Here is a 15,940-nt window from a genome sequence, read left to right as displayed (position 1 = left end):
GCGGCCTACTGGAACCCGATCCGGCCGCCGGTGTCGCGGAGCGACTCGCCGCCGCCGCCCTTGAACTGCTCTTTGACCTCGTCGTAGTACGCGAGGATGTCGTCGGTTATCGTCGGCCGCACCGACTCCATCGCGCGGCGGAAGTGCTTCATCTCCACCTCCTCGGCGTCGTCGTCGTCGCGCAGCGCCTCGATTGCGGCCTCGCGGGCGATCCCTTCGAGGTCGGAGCCGACGTACCCGTCGGTGATCTCGGCCACCTCGCGGAGGCTCACGTCGGGCGCGAGCGGGGTGTCCTGCGTGTGGATGTCGAGGATCTGCTCGCGGCCCTCCTGGTCGGGCTGGCCGATCATCACGAGCCGGTCGAACCGCCCCGAGCGCAGCAGCGCGGGGTCGATCATGTCCGGTCGGTTGGTCGCGCCGATGACCATCACGTCGCCCATGTCCTCCAGCCCGTCCAGCTCGGTGAGGAGCTGGTTGACGACGCGCTCGGAGACGTTGTTCCCGGCCTCCTGCCCGCGAGCGGGCGCGAGGCTGTCGAGCTCGTCGAAGAAGATGATCGTCGGACTGACCTGCCGGGCCTTCCGGAAGGTCTGTCGGATCGCCTTCTCCGACTCGCCGACCCACTTCGAGAGCAGCTGCGGGCCTCTGACCGAGATGAAGTTCGCGTTCGTCTCGTTGGCGACGGCCTTCGCCATCAGCGTCTTCCCGGTGCCCGGCGGGCCGTACAGCAACACTCCCTTCGGAGCGTTGACGCCCATCCGGTCGAACTTCTCCGGCGAGGTGAGCGGCCACTCGACCGACTCCTGGACCTGCTGTTGGGCCTCGCTGAGGCCGCCCACGTCGTCCCACGAGATCTTCGGGAGCTCGACGAGCACCTCGCGCATCGCCGACGGTTCCACCTCGTTCAACGCGCCCGAGAAGTCGTCGCGCTTGACGATCATCCGGTCGATGAGGCTCGGCGGCACCTCCTCCTCGTCTAAGTCGATCTCCGGGAGGTACCGGCGCAGCGCCTTCATCGCGGCCTCCTTCGTGAGGCTCTCGATGTCCGCACCGACGAACCCGTGCGTCTCGTCGGCGAGGTGGTCCAAGCTCACGTCGTCCGAGAGCGGCATCCCGCGGGTGTGGATCTGGAGGATCTCCTTGCGGCCCACCTCGTCGGGGACGCCGATCTCGATCTCGCGGTCGAACCGCCCGGGGCGGCGGAGCGCGGGGTCGACGCTGTCGACGCGGTTCGTCGCACCGATGACGATCACCTGCCCGCGCGTCTCCAGCCCGTCCATCATCGTCAGCAGCTGGGCGACGACCCGGCGTTCGACCTCGCCGGTCACGTCCTCGCGCTTCGGCGCGATCGAGTCCAGCTCGTCGATGAAGATGATCGAGGGCGACTCCTCTTTCGCGTCCTCGAATATCTCCCTGAGCTGCTGTTCGGACTCGCCGTAGTACTTCGAGATGATCTCTGGCCCGGCGATCGAGAAGAACGACGCCGACGTCTCGTTGGCGACCGCCTTCGCCAGCAGCGTCTTCCCGGTGCCCGGCGGACCGTGGAGCAGGACGCCCTGCGGCGGCTCGATGCCGAGCTTCGAGAAGATCTGCGGGTGTTTCATCGGCAGTTCGACCATCTCGCGGACGCGCTGGATCTCCGACTGGAGGCCGCCGATGTCCTCGTAGGTGATGCCGCCGCCCGTCTTCTCGAACCCGGAGATCGGCTCCTCGCGGAGTTCCACCTCCGTGTCCTCGGTGATGAGACAGACGCCGTCGGGCTCCGTCTCGACCGCGATCAGCGGGATCGCCTGTCCGGGCGACCGCATGAACGGGTGGTTGGTCGAGGACATCACGGGGACGATGTCGCGCTCGACGACCGGTCGCTTGAGGATCTGGCGTTTCACCATGCCGGCCGCGTCGGAGCCGAACTGGACCGACGCCTCCTCGGGCGGGGCCAAGACGAGTTTGTCGGCCTTCTCGGCCTCCGCCTTCCGGATCGTCACGCGCTCGCCGATGCCGACGTCGGCGTTCTGTCGGGTGAACCCGTCCACCCGGACGGTGTCGGTGTTCCAGTCCTGCCGGTCCGCGCGCCAGACCTTCGCGGCGGTGGTCTCCGCGCCCTCGATCTCGATGATGTCGCCGGGCGAGAGCTTCAGGTGTAACAGCGTGTCGGGGTCGAGTCGGGCGATACCGCGCCCCGAGTCGTTCGGGTACGCCTTCGCCACTTCGAGTTGAACTTCGTTCATGGTTCCTCGCGGGGGATGGTCGTATCTGGTCCCGGTCCGGGAATAAGCCTGTTGCCCGTGTCGGGACCGCCGGTCCGTCCCGACTGCCGCGCGGCGGCGACAACCTGTGTGATCATATAGCACGGTACGGATTCCGCTCTTAAAACCCCGTCGTAACTGTGCGTTTTCGCCGTTTCGTTTTACGACCCGCAGGGGGGCGGTGAGGCGGGGTGGCGGCCGGGCTCACGACGGGGTGGGCCCACGGCGCGGATGTGCTCACGCCACCGGTGCGCTCACGACGAACGGGCCTGAACGACGCCGACGACGAGGAGCCCGGACGCGACGACGGGCGTCACCGATCCCGACCCGGGCACCGCGACGTTGCTCGCGACGACGCCGACGGCGACGACGGCGGCGCAGGTCGCGTACGCCCGGGCGTATCGCCGGTCGCGACGAGAGCCCTGCGCCCGCGCGAACAGCCACACGCCCGCCGCGAACAGTCCCGCGACGAGCAGCGTGTGCGCCCAGTAGGCGGGCGTGGGGACGACGGGGTTAGTGCCGAAGGCGGTCGCGGTCTCGGCCATGCCGCCCCAGTACAGCCCGTGGACCGGCGTCGTGACGACCAGTCCGACGTCCGCGCCGACGACGAGCGCGACGCCCGCGTACACCGCGGGGTGACCGAGCGTCGCCGGCGTGCTGTGGGCCGTGCTGGCGAACAGGAACCACCCCAGTGCGGCCACCGACGCCCCGATCAGCGAGAGGAGGTAGAAGTACGCCTGCGCCATCGGCTCCGGAGAGAACGGGCGGAACGCCGCCGTCCCGCCCCAGATGGCGACCCCGATAGCGAGGACGCCGAACGAGAGGCCGTTGTCGCTCTCGCGGTGTGCGATCGCGGTCCGGAGGCCGGGACCGATGGCGACGAGCGCGGCGAGCGCCCCGAGGGCAGCCCCGGCCGTTCCGGCCGTGGAGGGAGACATACCCACCGGTGTCAACCTGCCGTATTATGGGTTTTCATCCGACCGACAACTTCGACCGACAACGTCGACCGACGGCGGCCTGACGAACCCCCGATCGGGGCGCGTTCGGGCCCCGCCGATCAGGGGGTATTTGTCCCCGGCTGGCCTGCGGTACGCCATGCGAACCCTCGTCTTCGACGGCCGGACCGGTGCCGCCGGCGACATGATCTGCGCCGCGCTGATCGCGGCGGGTGCCGACCCCGACGTCCTCCGCCCCGTGAGCGATCGGCTTCCGGTCCGGTACGAGATCGGGGAGACGACGAAAAGCGGGATCCGGGCGACGGCCGTCGACGTGCTCGTCGACGACGGCGGCGGCGACGGCGTCCGCGATGAGCGAGGAGACGGATCCGGGGACGCTGAGGGGCATTTACACGACCACGCCGACGGTCACTCGCACGACCACGCTGACGACCACTCCCACGACCACGCCGACGGTCACTCTCACGACCACTCCCACGACCACGCTGACGACCACACACACGCCGAAGGGGCCGGCGTCCACCGCAGTTACTCGGAGGTAGTCGACCTCGTCGAGTCGATGGCCCTCCCCGAAGCGGTCGAGTCGACCGCCCTCGACGCCTTCGAACTGCTCGGGCGCGCGGAGGCGTCGGTCCACGGCACCGACCTCGACGAGACGCACTTCCACGAGGTGGGCGCGGACGACGCGATCGCCGACGTGGTCGGCGCGGCGCTGCTCCTCGCCGACCTCGACCCGGAGCGCGTGGTCACGACCCCGGTCGCCGCCGGCGGCGGCACCGTGGAGATGAGCCACGGGACCTACCCCGTCCCGGCACCCGCGACGACGGAGATCGCGACCCGCGCCGACTTCCGGATCGTCGGCGGCCCGATCGACCGCGAACTGCTGACGCCGACCGGCGCGGCGATCCTCGGCGCGGTCGCCGAGGGCGTCGACGCGGTGCCGGACGTCTCGGTCGAGCGGGCGGGCTACGGGGCCGGCGACGCCGACTTCGATCGACACCCGAACGCCCTCCGCGCGCTCGTCGGTGACGGAGGGGAAGCGGACGAAGCGAGCGGTGAGGCCGAAGAGGCGCTCGTCCACGACGACGTCGCCGTCTTGGAGACGAACCTCGACGACGCCGCCCCCGAGGTCCTCGGCGGGCTTCAGGAAACCCTCTCTCGCGCCGGCGCGCGGGACGTGACGATCGTTCCGACGACGATGAAGAAGTCGCGGCCCGGGCACCTCGTGAAGGTGATCTGTAAGCCGGACGACGCGGCGGCGGTCGCCGAGCGCCTCGCCCGCGAGACCGGTACGCTCGGGGTGCGCCAGTCCGGTGCGAGCCACCGCTGGATCGCCGAGCGCGAGTTCGAGACGGCGACGCTCCGCGTCCACGGCGAGACCCACGAGGTGGCCGTGAAGGTCGCCTCGACGACGGAGGGCGACGTGTACGACCTCAGCGGGGAGTACGACGACGCGGCCGCGGTCGCGGAGGCGACCGGCCTCCCGGTCCGCGAGGTGCTCCGGCGGGCCGAGAACGCCGTTCGGGAACGACTAAGCGACAAGTAGCGGGACGGGACGAGGAGGCGGAGGCGGACGCGACCGCCCCGTCAGTCGGGTGGGTCGACCCGCTCGACGCGCTCGGGGTCGACGCCGAACCCGTCGGCGAGCCGGTCGGCGACCAGTTCCGGGGCGACCGCCTCGGGATCGACGGCCGCGTCCGCGACGCGGGCCGCCTCGTCGACCGCGAGGGTCGCGACGGCCTCGACGGTGGTATCGTTCAGGCCGGGCTGTAACCCGGCGATCTCCAGCTCCTCGACGCTGATGCCGTCGATTCGTTCGATCTGTGCTCGCGCGCCGGCGACGAGGTCGCCGGCCGCCGCCTCGGAGACGCGGACGGAGACCGTCGCCTCGACGGACGGCGTGTGGTCGGCTGCTGCCATACTCCCTCGCCGCGAGTCGAACGCGGCGCGGACGGCGTCGCGGAGCGACCGGTCGCCGTGACCGGCCGCCTCCGCGGGTCCGCGTCCCCGAGCGCCGGGCGACGACGAGGAGTCGTCGGCCGACGCCCGCGAGGGACACGGTCGCGGCTCGACGCGCGTGACGGACAGCGACGGCTGGAGAGAACGGGGGTCTGGTCCGTCCCGCGGGGAAACCTCCCCAGCCGACGCGCGTCACGCGGTCGGGCGGACGGACCGTGGGTCCGGAGTCCCGTAGCCGATACCCGTCCACCCGAGGAACGCGACGCTCGCGGACCGAGCGAGCGTCGAGCGGATGGAACGGGTCATTTGGGGCTCCGGCGGCGCGTTCTGCGCCGTTGACCACATCCTGAACGGGTTTCCTATTAAAATTACGTTGGTCATGCCAGCGCATGGCACGGGTAGTGCGCGCGAGCTGACCTGGCCGAGAACGCGTTCGAGACGGCCACAGCCGTCGGGTTCCGTCGACGGCGAGACGACAAACCTATGCCGACCGCCCGACCAGTTTGCCGTAACACCCGTCTCCATGATCGACCGCATTCACACGTCGGACGTCGAACCGGACGCGGACGAGGTCGCCATCGCCGGCCACGTCCACGAGATCCGCGACCTCGGTGGGCTGGTCTTCCTCATCGTGCGCGACCGCGAGGGCCTCATCCAGATCGTGTTCAAAGAGGAGCGCGAGCCGGAGCTGTTCGAGGCCGTTCAGGACGTCGGAGCCGAGGACGTCGTCCGCGTCGCCGGCGAACCGCTGGAGAGCGATCAGGCCCCCGGCGGCGTCGAGATCGCGCCCACGGAGTACGAGGTCATCGACGAGGCGGACTCCCCGCTCCCGCTGGAGATCTCGAAGGACATCGAGGTCGACCTCTCGACCCGCCTCGACAACCGCGCGCTCGACCTCCGGAAGCCGGAGACGCTCGCGGTGTTCACGCTCCGCTCCGAGCTCATCACCGCGATGGAGGAGTGGTTCGACGACGAGGGGTTCGTCGACATCAAGACGCCGCTCATCTCGAAGGGCGGCGCGGAGGGCGGCGCGGAGCTGTTCCCGATCCTCTACTACAACCAGGACGCCTTCCTCTCGCAGAGCCCGCAGCTGTACAAGCAGATGCTGATGGCCTCCGGCTACGAGGCCGTCTACGAGACGGGGACCGCGTTCCGCGCGGAGGACTTCGCGACCTCTCGCCACGTCTCCGAGATCGCGATGTTCGACGTGGAACTGGCGTACGTCGACGACCACGACGACGTGATGGACGTGCAGGAGGAGTCGCTTCGGTACGCGCTCCGCGAGGTCGCCGAGAACGCCGAGCGCGAGCTCGACCTCCTCGACGTCGACCTCGACGTGCCGGAGGACGACTTCCCGCGGATCACCTTCGACGAGGCGCTCGACATCCTCGAAACCGAGTACGGGCACTTCCCGGACGACCCGACCGACCTCGACACGAAGGGCGAGAAGCTGCTGGGCGAACACTTCGAGGAGCAGGGCCACCCGGCGTTCTTCGTCGTCGGCTACCCCGACGAGAAGTTCTACTACATGCAGGACGTCCCCGAGGACGACATCGCCTCGCGGAAGTTCGACCTCATCTACAAGGGTCAGGAGCTCTCCTCGGGCGGCCAGCGCGAACACGACGTCGAGCGCATGGTCGAAGTCATGGAGGAGGAGGGCGTCGAGACCGCGAACTTCGAGTTCTACATCGAGGCGCTGAGCTACGGGACGCCCCCGCACGGCGGCTACGGGCTGGGCATCGACCGCCTCGTCCAGAAGGTCGCCGACCTCGACAACATCAAGGAGGCGATCATGTTCCCGCGCGACCCGAACCGGCTGGAGCCCTGACCGCGGCGACCGGCCCGTCGGGTCGAACCCCGGTCGGACCGAGCCACGAGCCGGGTCGCGCACGCGACGAATCGCCGTTCTGACGCGGTCCGCACCCCGCCGCGGGCCGCGGGCGCTTCGCTCGTTCTTTTATAATGGATCGTACCGATTCCCGGGAGATTCACCGATCGCGGCTCTTGAGCCGTCTCCCGGCGCTTAAACCGGGTAAAATTGGGCGTAATTCGGCTGAACGGCTTGCGCCATTGAAGTAGGTCCGGGTCCGAGTGGGAATCGCAATGAACGCCATCCGAACCACGCTGATAGCGGCCATCGCCGCGGTGGTACTGATCGGGACCGGCGCGGCCGCCGGTGCCGTCGCGGCGGCTCCCGGTCCGGGCGACGCGCCCGGCGACGCGGGACCGCCGAGCGACCTCCCGGACCAGGTCCCGGACTTCGTCGGCGACCTGCTGAGTAGCGTGAACGAGTTCCTCTCCGGCGGCGTCGACGACCTCGGTGACACGGTGAGCGACATCGCCGGCAACGGTTCCGCCGACGGGGACGCGTCCGGCGGAGACGACGCGGACGAGGAGGGGGCGTAACGTGACGGACCGAACGCCCGACCTCGACGTCGACCGGCGGACGTACCTGCGTGCGACCGGCGTCGCCGCGCTCGGCTCCGTCGGACTCGCCGGCTGCGTCGGTCGCGCGACCGGCACGCTCGCGACGCGGGTGACCGACCAGCCCGCCGACATCGGCGACTTCGAGTCGCTCGTCGTCACCGTCGAGGGGTTCTGGCTCGGGCCGGAGGGGGCCGAGCCGGAGTCGGAGGGCAGCGACGACGGCGGGAACGAGACCGACGACGGGAGCGACGACGCAGACGGCAACGAGACGGACGGCGGTAACGAGACCGACGACGGCGAGGACGCTCCCGCCGGTCGCGAGTACTTCGAGTTCGACGAGCCGCAGGAGGCCGACCTCGTCGAGCTCCAGAACGGGGAGACCCAGCTGATCGACGAGCGCGAACTGGAGACCGGGGAGTACCCGTACCTCCAGCTCGACGTGTCCGCGGCCGACGGGACGCTCACCGACGGCGGCGAGGCGACCGTCGACCTCCCCGGCAACGCGCCGCTGAAGTTCAACGAGGCGTTCGAGATCCGGGAGAACACCCAGACGACGTTCACCGCGGACTTCGCGCCGGTGCTTCGGGGGAACGGTCGGTACCTCCTCCGCCCGGTGCCGAGCGGGATCGAAGTCGAGTACAGCGAGACCGAGGACTCGGAGGACTCGGACGACTCCGAGTCGGGCGACGGCAACACCTCCGACGCCTGACGCGGCGCGTTCCCCCGGTCCCCCGTTGGAGCCGCGGCCGCGCCGCGGCTTCGGGGTCAGGGCTGGGTTTCGGTTCCCGGGGTTCGGGGACCGGGGGAGTGCGCGCTGCGTCGCGGTCGGTCCCCGCGTCGAGGGTCAGAGGCACACGACCCGCACGATCGCCCGCGCGACACGCTCGGGCGGTCTCCGTTCTTCGCGATTCGCGGCGATCCACTTTTCTCCCGCTCCGTTTCCCGTAGTGACATCTCGCTGCAGTCCGCACGCCGCCTCCTCGGACCGCTTGTCGAACCCCGTCAGGCCGAGGCCGCCGCGTCGGAGGCGACGAGGGTCCGGTAGAGCGGCCCGGCGAGCACCAGCGCCCCCACCGCGGCCATCCCGAGTATCGCGGTCGGGTCGACGAGCGACCCGCCGGTCGCGGCGAGACGGTCGAGCGAGACGCCGACCGCGACCCCGCAGAGGACCCACGGCAGTTCGCCGAGCGCGGTGCCGACCAGGAACGACCGGGTTCCGACGCCGGCGGCCGCGGCCCCGACCGTCACCGCGTCGGAGGGGAGCGGCAGCAGGCGAGTTCCGGTCACGGCGCGCACGCTCCCCGACTCCGCCGCGAAGCGTTCGCCCGCGCGACAGAACCGGTCGGCGAGTCCGGACTCTCCGCGGTCCCCCGTCGAATCACGGAGCCGGAGCCGCCCCGCCCGGGCGAGCGCGTACGGCGGGAGGGAGGTGGCGACGACGACCGCGAGCGCGAGCGGGACCCCAACCCAGCCGTACCCGAAGCCGACGGCGACGGCGAGGAGGGTCGTCGGCCACGCGAGGAGGGGTCTGACGGCGGCGAGCGCGACGACGGCGACCCCGAACCGGACCGGGTCGTCCGCGAGCCACCGGAGCCGCGAGAGCGCGGCCTCGGGGGACGCCGCGAGCGCGAGCGCCGCCAGCGCGGCGACGACGACGCCCGCGACCGCGTACCGCCCGACCGTCGACCGGCGATTCACGCTCCCGCGTCGGCGGGCGTCCGGTAAACGCTTTGTGGGTCGCGCTCACTCCTCGACGAACGCCGCCCGGAACGGCTCCGAGAGGTGTTCGCGCTGCCACGCCGCGACGGCCTCCTCGCCCAGCAGGCTCGCCCACGCGGTCAGGACCCCGGCGCACAGGACGAGCCCCGGGAGGACGTGGACGGCGGCGTCGACGAACAGCGCGGGCCGGAGGAGGAAGAAGCCGACCCGGTCGGCGAGCGCGTCCCACGCCGGGCCGAAAGCGATCCAGCGGAACGCGAAGGGGACCACCGTCACCGTCGCGAGGGGATACGCGACGACGTCGGTCACGGGTCCGCCCTTGCCGCGGACGAACGCGAGCGCGTAGAAGGCCCAGCAGGCCAGCGAGGCGAACGCCCCGGCGACCCGCTGTGGACCGGCCGGCTCCCCGTGGCCCAGCGCCGCCAGCCCGAAGAACGCCGCGGCCGCCCCGACGTAGCCGATCAGACAGGCGGACGCGCCCCCGACGAGGACGAGCGCGTGTTCGGTCCGCGACTGCCCGGCGAACGGGGTCAGCCCCAGCGGAACGTTCATCGACGGTGGCTCCGACCGGGCGGGGGTTGAAGCTTGCGCGTCCGGGTCACGACAGTTTGCCGAGCGCCTCGAAGAAGTCCGAGGGGGGACCCGCGATCCGTATCGGCGGCGCAGTCCGCTCGACGGTCACCTCGGCCGGACCGTCGAGAGAGGCGGTGTCGCGACCGTCGCTGACGACGGTCGCGCCTCCCTCGTCGGAGACCGAGACGGTGACGGTCGCGTCGGTGTCCACCACGAGCGGTGGCATCCCCTCCTCGGCGATCATCTCGTTGACGACGATCCCGTCCACATCGGGGTGGACCAGCGGCCCGCGCTCGGAGAGGTTGTACGCGGTCGACCCCGTCGGCGTGGCGACGAGGACGCCGTCGGCGTGCCCGCCGGCGTACCGCGACCCGTCGACCCGCACCTCGTACTCGATCCCGCCGCCCGGGCCGCGGCGGTCGCCCTGGACGACCACCTCGTTCGCGGCCGGCGTCGAGGTCCAGTCGCCCGCGCTGGCGGTGAGCCGCGGGGCCTCGCGGACGTCCAACCCGCCGTCGCGGAACGACCGGATCTCGGCGCGGAGCGCGGCGGCGGCGTCGCTCGGGGGGACCGCGTTGAGGAAGCCGACCTCCCCGAGGTTCACTCCGACGATCGGCGTGTCGCCGGCGTTGCGCGCGACGAACAGGAACGTCCCGTCGCCGCCGACGGCGACGACCAGGTCGCAGTCGCCGGACGCGTCGACCGGGCGGGCGTCGTCGCCGGCGTCGAGCGCCCCGGCGGTCTCCTCGTCGAGCCAGACCGCCTCGCCCGCGTCGACGACGACGTCTCTGAGCGTCGCCGCGAGCGACGCCGCCCGCTCGCTGCCCTTTCGCGCCACGATGCCCACTTCNTCAGAGATGTGTATAAGAGACAGCTGAGCGTCGCCGCGAGCGACGCCGCCCGCTCGCTGCCCTTTCGCGCCACGATGCCCACTTCCATGAACGGTCCATCCCCGTCCCCGGGTAAAAGCGTGCGGACATCGGCGAGGCGGGGCAGCCGTTGTGAGCGGCGGCCCTGTGGGATTCTCGAAATCTGAAACCTCGCCGGAAAGTTTCAAGCCGCTCGGCCGCGTTGCTCGGCCCATGTCGACCCCCCACGGGCGGCGGAAACGATGAGCGAGGAGGACGACTGGTTCGAGCGCGCGCTGCGCGAGACCGACGAGGAGTCCGACGAGCCGCCGGTGGAGGGCGAAGCGACCGACGACGGCGACGGCGGGGAGTCGGAACCGAACGAGGAAAAGCCGGAGTCGGCCGGCCCAGAATCCGACACGGGCGTCGGCGAGGGCGGAGTCGACGACGCCGAGAACCTCCCCGACGACCCGGCGAGAGCGATCGGGATCGGGACCGACGACGAGACCGGTGAGGACGACGAGACCGGTGAGGACGACGAGTCCTTCGGGGGCGACGGCGAGCCGGACGACGATCCGTTCGGCGGTGACGGGGGAGCCGGCGACGACCCGTTCGGGGGAGACGCAGGCGGGCCCGCGGCCGACGACTCCGGGAGCGACGGCGTTCCCGCCGGGGCGTTCGGGGACGTGGACGCCGACGCCGACGACGGTGGGTTCGGTTCCTTCGGCGGTGGCGACTCCTTCGGCGACGGGGATCCCTTCGGCGGCGGGGGTGACGCCGGCTCCGACGCGGAGAGTGGTCCGAGCGGCGAGACGGGTGGAAGCGGCGGGACGGACCCGTTCGGCGACGACGATCCCTTCGGCGGGAGCCGGGGCGGCAGGTCCGGCGGCGGGTCGAGCGGTGCGGGCGGCGGTGGCGGCGCGAGCGGTGCGGGGTCCGCCGGCGACGCGGGGAGCGATCCCTTCGGCGGCTACCGCGGGTCCGCGGCCCGGGACGGCGACGACTTCGGGTTCGACGACCTCGGCGGGGGCGAAGCCGCTCCGGGGGAGGCGACCGACTTCGACGTCGACCCCGACGAGTTCGAGTCGGGGATCGAGCGGACCGACATCGGGATCGAGGGGCTCGACGACATGATCCTCGGCGGCGTTCCGAGCCGGTCGCTGCTGTCGGTCATCGGCGGTGCCGGGACCGGGAAGACGACGTTCGCGCTCCAGTTCCTGAACCACGCCCTCGAAGCGGGCAACAAGGGGATCTACATCACGCTCGAACAGACCCGCGAGTCGATCTACGACACGGCCGAGGAGAAGGGGTGGCCGTTCCGCGAGCACGCGGACGCGGACCGCCTCGCCGTCGTCGCCATCGACCCCATCGAGATGGCGAACTCGCTGTCGTCGATCCGCAACGACCTCGTCCGGCTCATCGCCGAGTTCGACGCGGACCGGCTGGTGCTGGACTCCGTCTCGCTTTTAGAGATGATGTACGACCACCCCGCGAAGCGACGCTCGGAGGTGTTCGGGTTCACGCGCTCGCTGAAGGAGGCGGGCGTGACGACGCTTCTCACCTCCGAGGCGAGCGAGGAGACGCCGTACGCCTCTCGCCACGGGATCGTCGAGTACCTCACGGACGCCGTCTTCGTCCTCCAGTACGTCCGCGGGTCCGACTTCCGTGAAACCCGCCTCGCGGTCGAGATCCAGAAGATCCGCGACGCGAACCACTCCCGCGAGACGAAGCCGTACGACATCACCGACACCGGGATCTCCGTGTACGATCAGGCGAACATCTTCTGAGCGCGGCCGCGGCTGTGCGGTGGCGCGCGCGCCAGCGAACGGTCGCCCCCGGCGACCGCGACGTTGCGCTGCGCGCCGGCTGTCACCGGGCGAAGCCCGGTTGCCCGAGGGACCGTGTCCCTCGCTGCCAGAGAATCTCCGATTCTCGCTGGAGTCAGTCGCCCGGAGCAACGCCGAGGGCGACTGACGAGGCTGGGGAGGAATGAGGAGCGGTCGCCGCGTGGGGTGGGACTCGAAGGGGCAGTCGGTTCCGGGAAGACGGCCGAGGTAAGCACCGCAGGAACGGGCACCGCGAGTGACGAGGAGCGCAGCGAGGCCATCGACCGGAACCGACTGGGGCTTCGGAAGTGTCCCACCGATTCCGTTCGATTCCACTGGCACACCTGCGGCTCGCGGGTTGCTCGCCGCAGGTATACACCGTCCGGGAGTCCCGTGAGCAGAGCGAACGGGACAACGGACGGGGCACGAACGGAACGAGTGCACCGTCCGGGAATTGAACCCGGGCTATTAGCTTGGGAAGCTAATGTCCTACCACTGGACCAACGGTGCGCAGACTGACGTACCCGACCGCCTCACTTTAACGTAGCGTTTCGGCGGGCGCGGCTCACGCGCCGGTCCCCGGATGCCGCGAGCCACACGCTTAAACCGTCACCGACGGAGTCACGCCCATGACCGACGACACGGCGGACGCGACCCGACCGGACCGGGCGGCCGCGGTCGAGCGCGTGCGTGAGCGAGCGGCCGAACTCGCCCCGGCGCTCGGCGCGACGTGGACCGACGACGAACCGTGGACCTTCCTCACCGACCTCACCGCGATCGGGAGCCGCATGGCCGGCAGCGAGGGCGAACGGCGGGCCGCCGGACTCGTCGCTGACGCCTTCGAGCGGGCGGGACTCGCGGACGTGCGGACGGAGCCGTTCGACCTCCCGGCGTGGGAGCGCGGGTCGGCGTCGCTCGACGTGACCGTCTCTGGCCGGGACGGCGAGCCGACGACGCGCTCGTTCGAGGCGCTGGCGCTTCCCTACTCGCCCGCCGGGGACGCGAGCGGCGAGCTCGTCGACGTCGGCTACGGCACCCCGGCGGAGATCGACGAGCGCGACGTGGCGGGCCGGATCGCGGTCGCCTCAACGACCACGCCCTCGGGCGGCCGGTTCGTCCACCGGATGGAGAAGTTCGGCTACGCGATCGACTCGGGTGCGGTCGGCTTCGTGTTCGTCAACCACGTCGACGGGCAGCTGCCCCCCACCGGGTCGCTCACGTTCGGGGAGGAGGCCGAGGCGGCCGCCGTCGGCGTCTCGAAGGAGACCGGCGCGTGGCTCCGTGAGTACGCGGCCGGGGGCGGGGGAACGGGCGGAGCCGGCGCTGGCGACGGGGCGACCGAGGGGTCGGGACCGGGCGCGCAGGCCGAGCTCTCCGTCGAGGCGTCGACGACGCCGGGCGAGAGCCGCAACGTGATCGGGCGCGCCGGGCCCGACACCGACGAGCGCGTCCTCCTGCTCGCCCACTACGACGCCCACGACATCGCGGAGGGCGCGCTCGACAACGGCTGCGGGATCGCGACGGTCGCGACCGCGGCCGGGATCCTGGCGGACGCGGACCTCCCGCTCGGCGTCGACGTGGTCGCCGTCGGCGCGGAGGAGGTCGGGCTGCTCGGCGCGGAACACCTCGCCGAGCGCGTCGACCGCGACCGGGTGAAGGGGGTGGTCAACGTCGACGGCGCGGGGCGGTTCCGCGACCTCGTCGCCCTCGCGCACGCGTCCACGGCGACCGCGTCGGTCGCCGAGGCGGTGTCGGCGGCGACGCGCCAGCCGATCGAGGTCGACGCGCAGCCGCACCCCTTCTCCGACCAGTGGCCGTTCGTGCGCCGCGGCGTGCCGGCGCTCCAGCTACACAGCGACTCGGGCGACCGCGGCCGGGGGTGGGGCCACACCCACGCGGACACGCGCGATAAGGTCGACGACCGGAACGTCCGCGAACACGCGATGCTGATCGCCCTGATCGTCGCCGAGTTCGCGGCCGACGAGCGCGACCTCCCGCGGCTCGACCGAGCGGAGCTCGCCGCCGCGTTCCGCGAGGCCGACTTCGAGACGGGGATGCGCGCCGCCGACCTCTGGCCGGCCGACTGGGACTGAGCCCCGGGCGGGACGAGCGAACCGGCCCGGCGGGGCGAGTCGCCGTCACTCGACGTCGGCGTCCGGTGTCGGCGGCGGGAGCCGCTTGTGCGCCGTCGCGCGGTGGCGACCGAGCAGGTCCGTGACGACCTCGCGGTCGACGGGCGCGAACTCGCCGTCGCCCTCGCTGCCGCTGCCCTCGGCGTCGGTAACGTTGGCGTCGGCGACCGCCGCCGCGATCCGTTTGACGACCGCGTCCGGGTCGAGCCCGCGGTCGACGCCGAGGTGGAGGACGGGGTCGATCACCTCGTAGGGAGCGCCCAGATCGTCCGCGTCGCGCTGTCCCGGCAGGAACCCGGCCGAGGGAGGCTTCTCGACGACGAACTCCGGGACGTCGAGTTCGGCCGCGAGCGACCGGACGTGCGTCTTGTAGAGGTGGCCAAGCGGGAACAGGTCGGCCGCGCCGTCGCCGTGTTTCGTCAGGTAGCCCGAGAGCAGTTCGCTCCGGTTGGCGGTGCCGCACACGAGGCGGTTCGTCGCGTTGGCGACGAGGTACCCGACGGCCATCCGGAGCCGCGCGACGGCGTTCCCGGAGCGGACCGGTTCGTCGTGGAGGGCGAACCGGTCGGGGACGACCGCGCCGAACTGCGCGAACAACGGCTGGAGGTGGACGGTGTCGTGCTCGATTCCCAGCGCCTCCGCGAGCGCCTCGGCGTCGCGGGCGTGCGGCGCGCCGATCTTGTTACACGGGAGGATCAGTCCGTACACCCGGTCGGAGCCGAGGGCCTCGACGGCGAGCGCGGCCGTCACCGTCGAGTCGAGGCCGCCGCTCATGTTCACCACCACCCCGTCGGCACCCGCGGCGTCGACCCGTTCCGCGACGAACGACCGGATCCGGTCGCGCTCCCTCACCGGATCGCGATCCGAGAGCAGCGACCGGAAGGGCGATCCGTCGCGGTCGGCGGCGTGACCGTCGTCGACCGCGACGCCGCCGCTGGGCTCCGACGAGGCGGGGCCGTCGGGACCGAACGCGGACTCGCGGTCAGCCATCGACTTCCCCCTTCCGCCCCGTGGGTATCACCGTCCGAACGAGCCGCCCGCCGACTCCGTTCTGTCCCTCAACTCCGTTCCGTTCGTCGATCCGAGTCGCCATTGGTTGCCCGCGGCTTCCGTTCGCCGCGGTAAATACCTGCGGTGTAGATAATATAAGGAATTAGAATACTACACCGTCATCCACAGATAATAGCGAGATACCAAGTACGTACGTTACTCATTTCTGCTCACAACTTCTGTACCATCGGAATATAGGTTCGT

Annotated in this window: 13 protein-coding genes and 1 tRNA gene; 6 read left to right on the top strand and 8 right to left on the bottom strand. The window is 71.2% G+C overall.

Annotated features, from left to right (window positions below; all coding sequences use genetic code 11):
• Positions 1–5 precede the first annotated feature (5 nt).
• The gene (locus C472_RS00185) at positions 6–2,228 is read right to left on the bottom strand and encodes a CDC48 family AAA ATPase (RefSeq protein ID WP_006627744.1); all 2,223 of its coding nucleotides are present in this window, start codon (positions 2,226–2,228) and stop codon (positions 6–8) included.
• A 272-nt stretch (positions 2,229–2,500) separates the two neighbouring features.
• Complete coding sequence (locus tag C472_RS00180; protein WP_006627743.1) at positions 2,501–3,184, bottom strand: histidine kinase N-terminal 7TM domain-containing protein; 684 nt, start codon at positions 3,182–3,184, stop codon at positions 2,501–2,503.
• A gap of 157 nt (positions 3,185–3,341) precedes the next feature.
• Between C472_RS00180 and larC the strand changes: the two genes are divergently transcribed.
• A complete protein-coding gene (gene larC / locus C472_RS00175) occupies positions 3,342–4,748 on the top strand; it encodes a nickel pincer cofactor biosynthesis protein LarC (RefSeq protein ID WP_006627742.1) in 1,407 nt (468 codons plus the stop codon).
• Between the two features lie 41 nt (positions 4,749–4,789).
• Here the strand turns inward: larC and C472_RS00170 are convergent, their stop codons facing one another.
• The gene (locus C472_RS00170) at positions 4,790–5,122 is read right to left on the bottom strand and encodes a hypothetical protein (protein WP_006627741.1); all 333 of its coding nucleotides are present in this window, start codon (positions 5,120–5,122) and stop codon (positions 4,790–4,792) included.
• 562 nt (positions 5,123–5,684) lie between these two features.
• On the opposite strand from C472_RS00170, the gene aspS reads away from it, so the two are divergent.
• The 3 genes from aspS (at position 5,685) to C472_RS00155 (ending at position 8,297) form a co-directional block, all read left to right on the top strand.
• A complete protein-coding gene (gene aspS, locus C472_RS00165; RefSeq protein ID WP_006627740.1) occupies positions 5,685–6,989 on the top strand; it encodes an aspartate--tRNA(Asn) ligase in 1,305 nt (434 codons plus the stop codon).
• A gap of 275 nt (positions 6,990–7,264) precedes the next feature.
• Complete coding sequence (locus C472_RS00160; RefSeq protein ID WP_006627739.1) at positions 7,265–7,567, top strand: hypothetical protein; 303 nt, start codon at positions 7,265–7,267, stop codon at positions 7,565–7,567.
• A gap of 1 nt (position 7,568) precedes the next feature.
• Positions 7,569–8,297: a DUF4382 domain-containing protein gene (locus C472_RS00155; protein WP_006627738.1), complete on the top strand. Its 729-nt coding sequence runs from the start codon at positions 7,569–7,571 to the stop codon at positions 8,295–8,297.
• Between the two features lie 293 nt (positions 8,298–8,590).
• Here the strand turns inward: C472_RS00155 and C472_RS00150 are convergent, their stop codons facing one another.
• From C472_RS00150 to C472_RS00140, 3 genes are read right to left on the bottom strand one after another with little or no spacing between them, the layout of a single operon-like run.
• Positions 8,591–9,286, bottom strand: coding sequence for a VTT domain-containing protein (locus C472_RS00150; protein WP_006627737.1), 696 nt, complete (start codon positions 9,284–9,286; stop codon positions 8,591–8,593).
• A 45-nt stretch (positions 9,287–9,331) separates the two neighbouring features.
• Complete coding sequence (locus tag C472_RS00145; RefSeq protein ID WP_006627736.1) at positions 9,332–9,859, bottom strand: hypothetical protein; 528 nt, start codon at positions 9,857–9,859, stop codon at positions 9,332–9,334.
• A gap of 46 nt (positions 9,860–9,905) precedes the next feature.
• Positions 9,906–10,718 carry an NAD(+)/NADH kinase gene (locus C472_RS00140; RefSeq protein WP_006627735.1) on the bottom strand — a complete coding sequence of 271 codons (813 nt, stop codon included), beginning with the start codon at positions 10,716–10,718 and terminating at the stop codon, positions 9,906–9,908.
• Between the two features lie 273 nt (positions 10,719–10,991).
• Between C472_RS00140 and C472_RS00135 the strand changes: the two genes are divergently transcribed.
• Positions 10,992–12,515, top strand: a complete 1,524-nt coding sequence (locus C472_RS00135; protein ID WP_006627734.1) for a KaiC domain-containing protein — start codon at positions 10,992–10,994, stop codon at positions 12,513–12,515.
• 478 nt (positions 12,516–12,993) lie between these two features.
• Here C472_RS00135 and C472_RS00130 read toward each other — a convergent pair.
• Positions 12,994–13,064: transfer RNA gene (locus C472_RS00130), tRNA-Gly, on the bottom strand.
• 119 nt (positions 13,065–13,183) lie between these two features.
• On the opposite strand from C472_RS00130, the gene C472_RS00125 reads away from it, so the two are divergent.
• Complete coding sequence (locus C472_RS00125) at positions 13,184–14,647, top strand: M28 family metallopeptidase (protein WP_006627733.1); 1,464 nt, start codon at positions 13,184–13,186, stop codon at positions 14,645–14,647.
• Positions 14,648–14,692: 45 nt separating this feature from the next.
• Here C472_RS00125 and nadE read toward each other — a convergent pair whose 3' ends face one another.
• On the bottom strand, positions 14,693–15,676 hold the full coding sequence (nadE, locus tag C472_RS00120) for an NAD(+) synthase (RefSeq protein WP_006627732.1): 984 nt from the start codon (positions 15,674–15,676) through the stop codon (positions 14,693–14,695).
• Positions 15,677–15,940: the final 264 nt, after the last annotated feature.

Origin of the sequence: Halorubrum tebenquichense DSM 14210, from assembly GCF_000337415.1 — an archaeon.
Taxonomy (GTDB): Archaea; Halobacteriota; Halobacteria; order Halobacteriales; family Haloferacaceae; genus Halorubrum; species Halorubrum tebenquichense.
The sequence above is the reverse complement of the archived record's forward strand: the minus strand, read 5'-3'. Positions and strand labels throughout refer to the sequence as shown.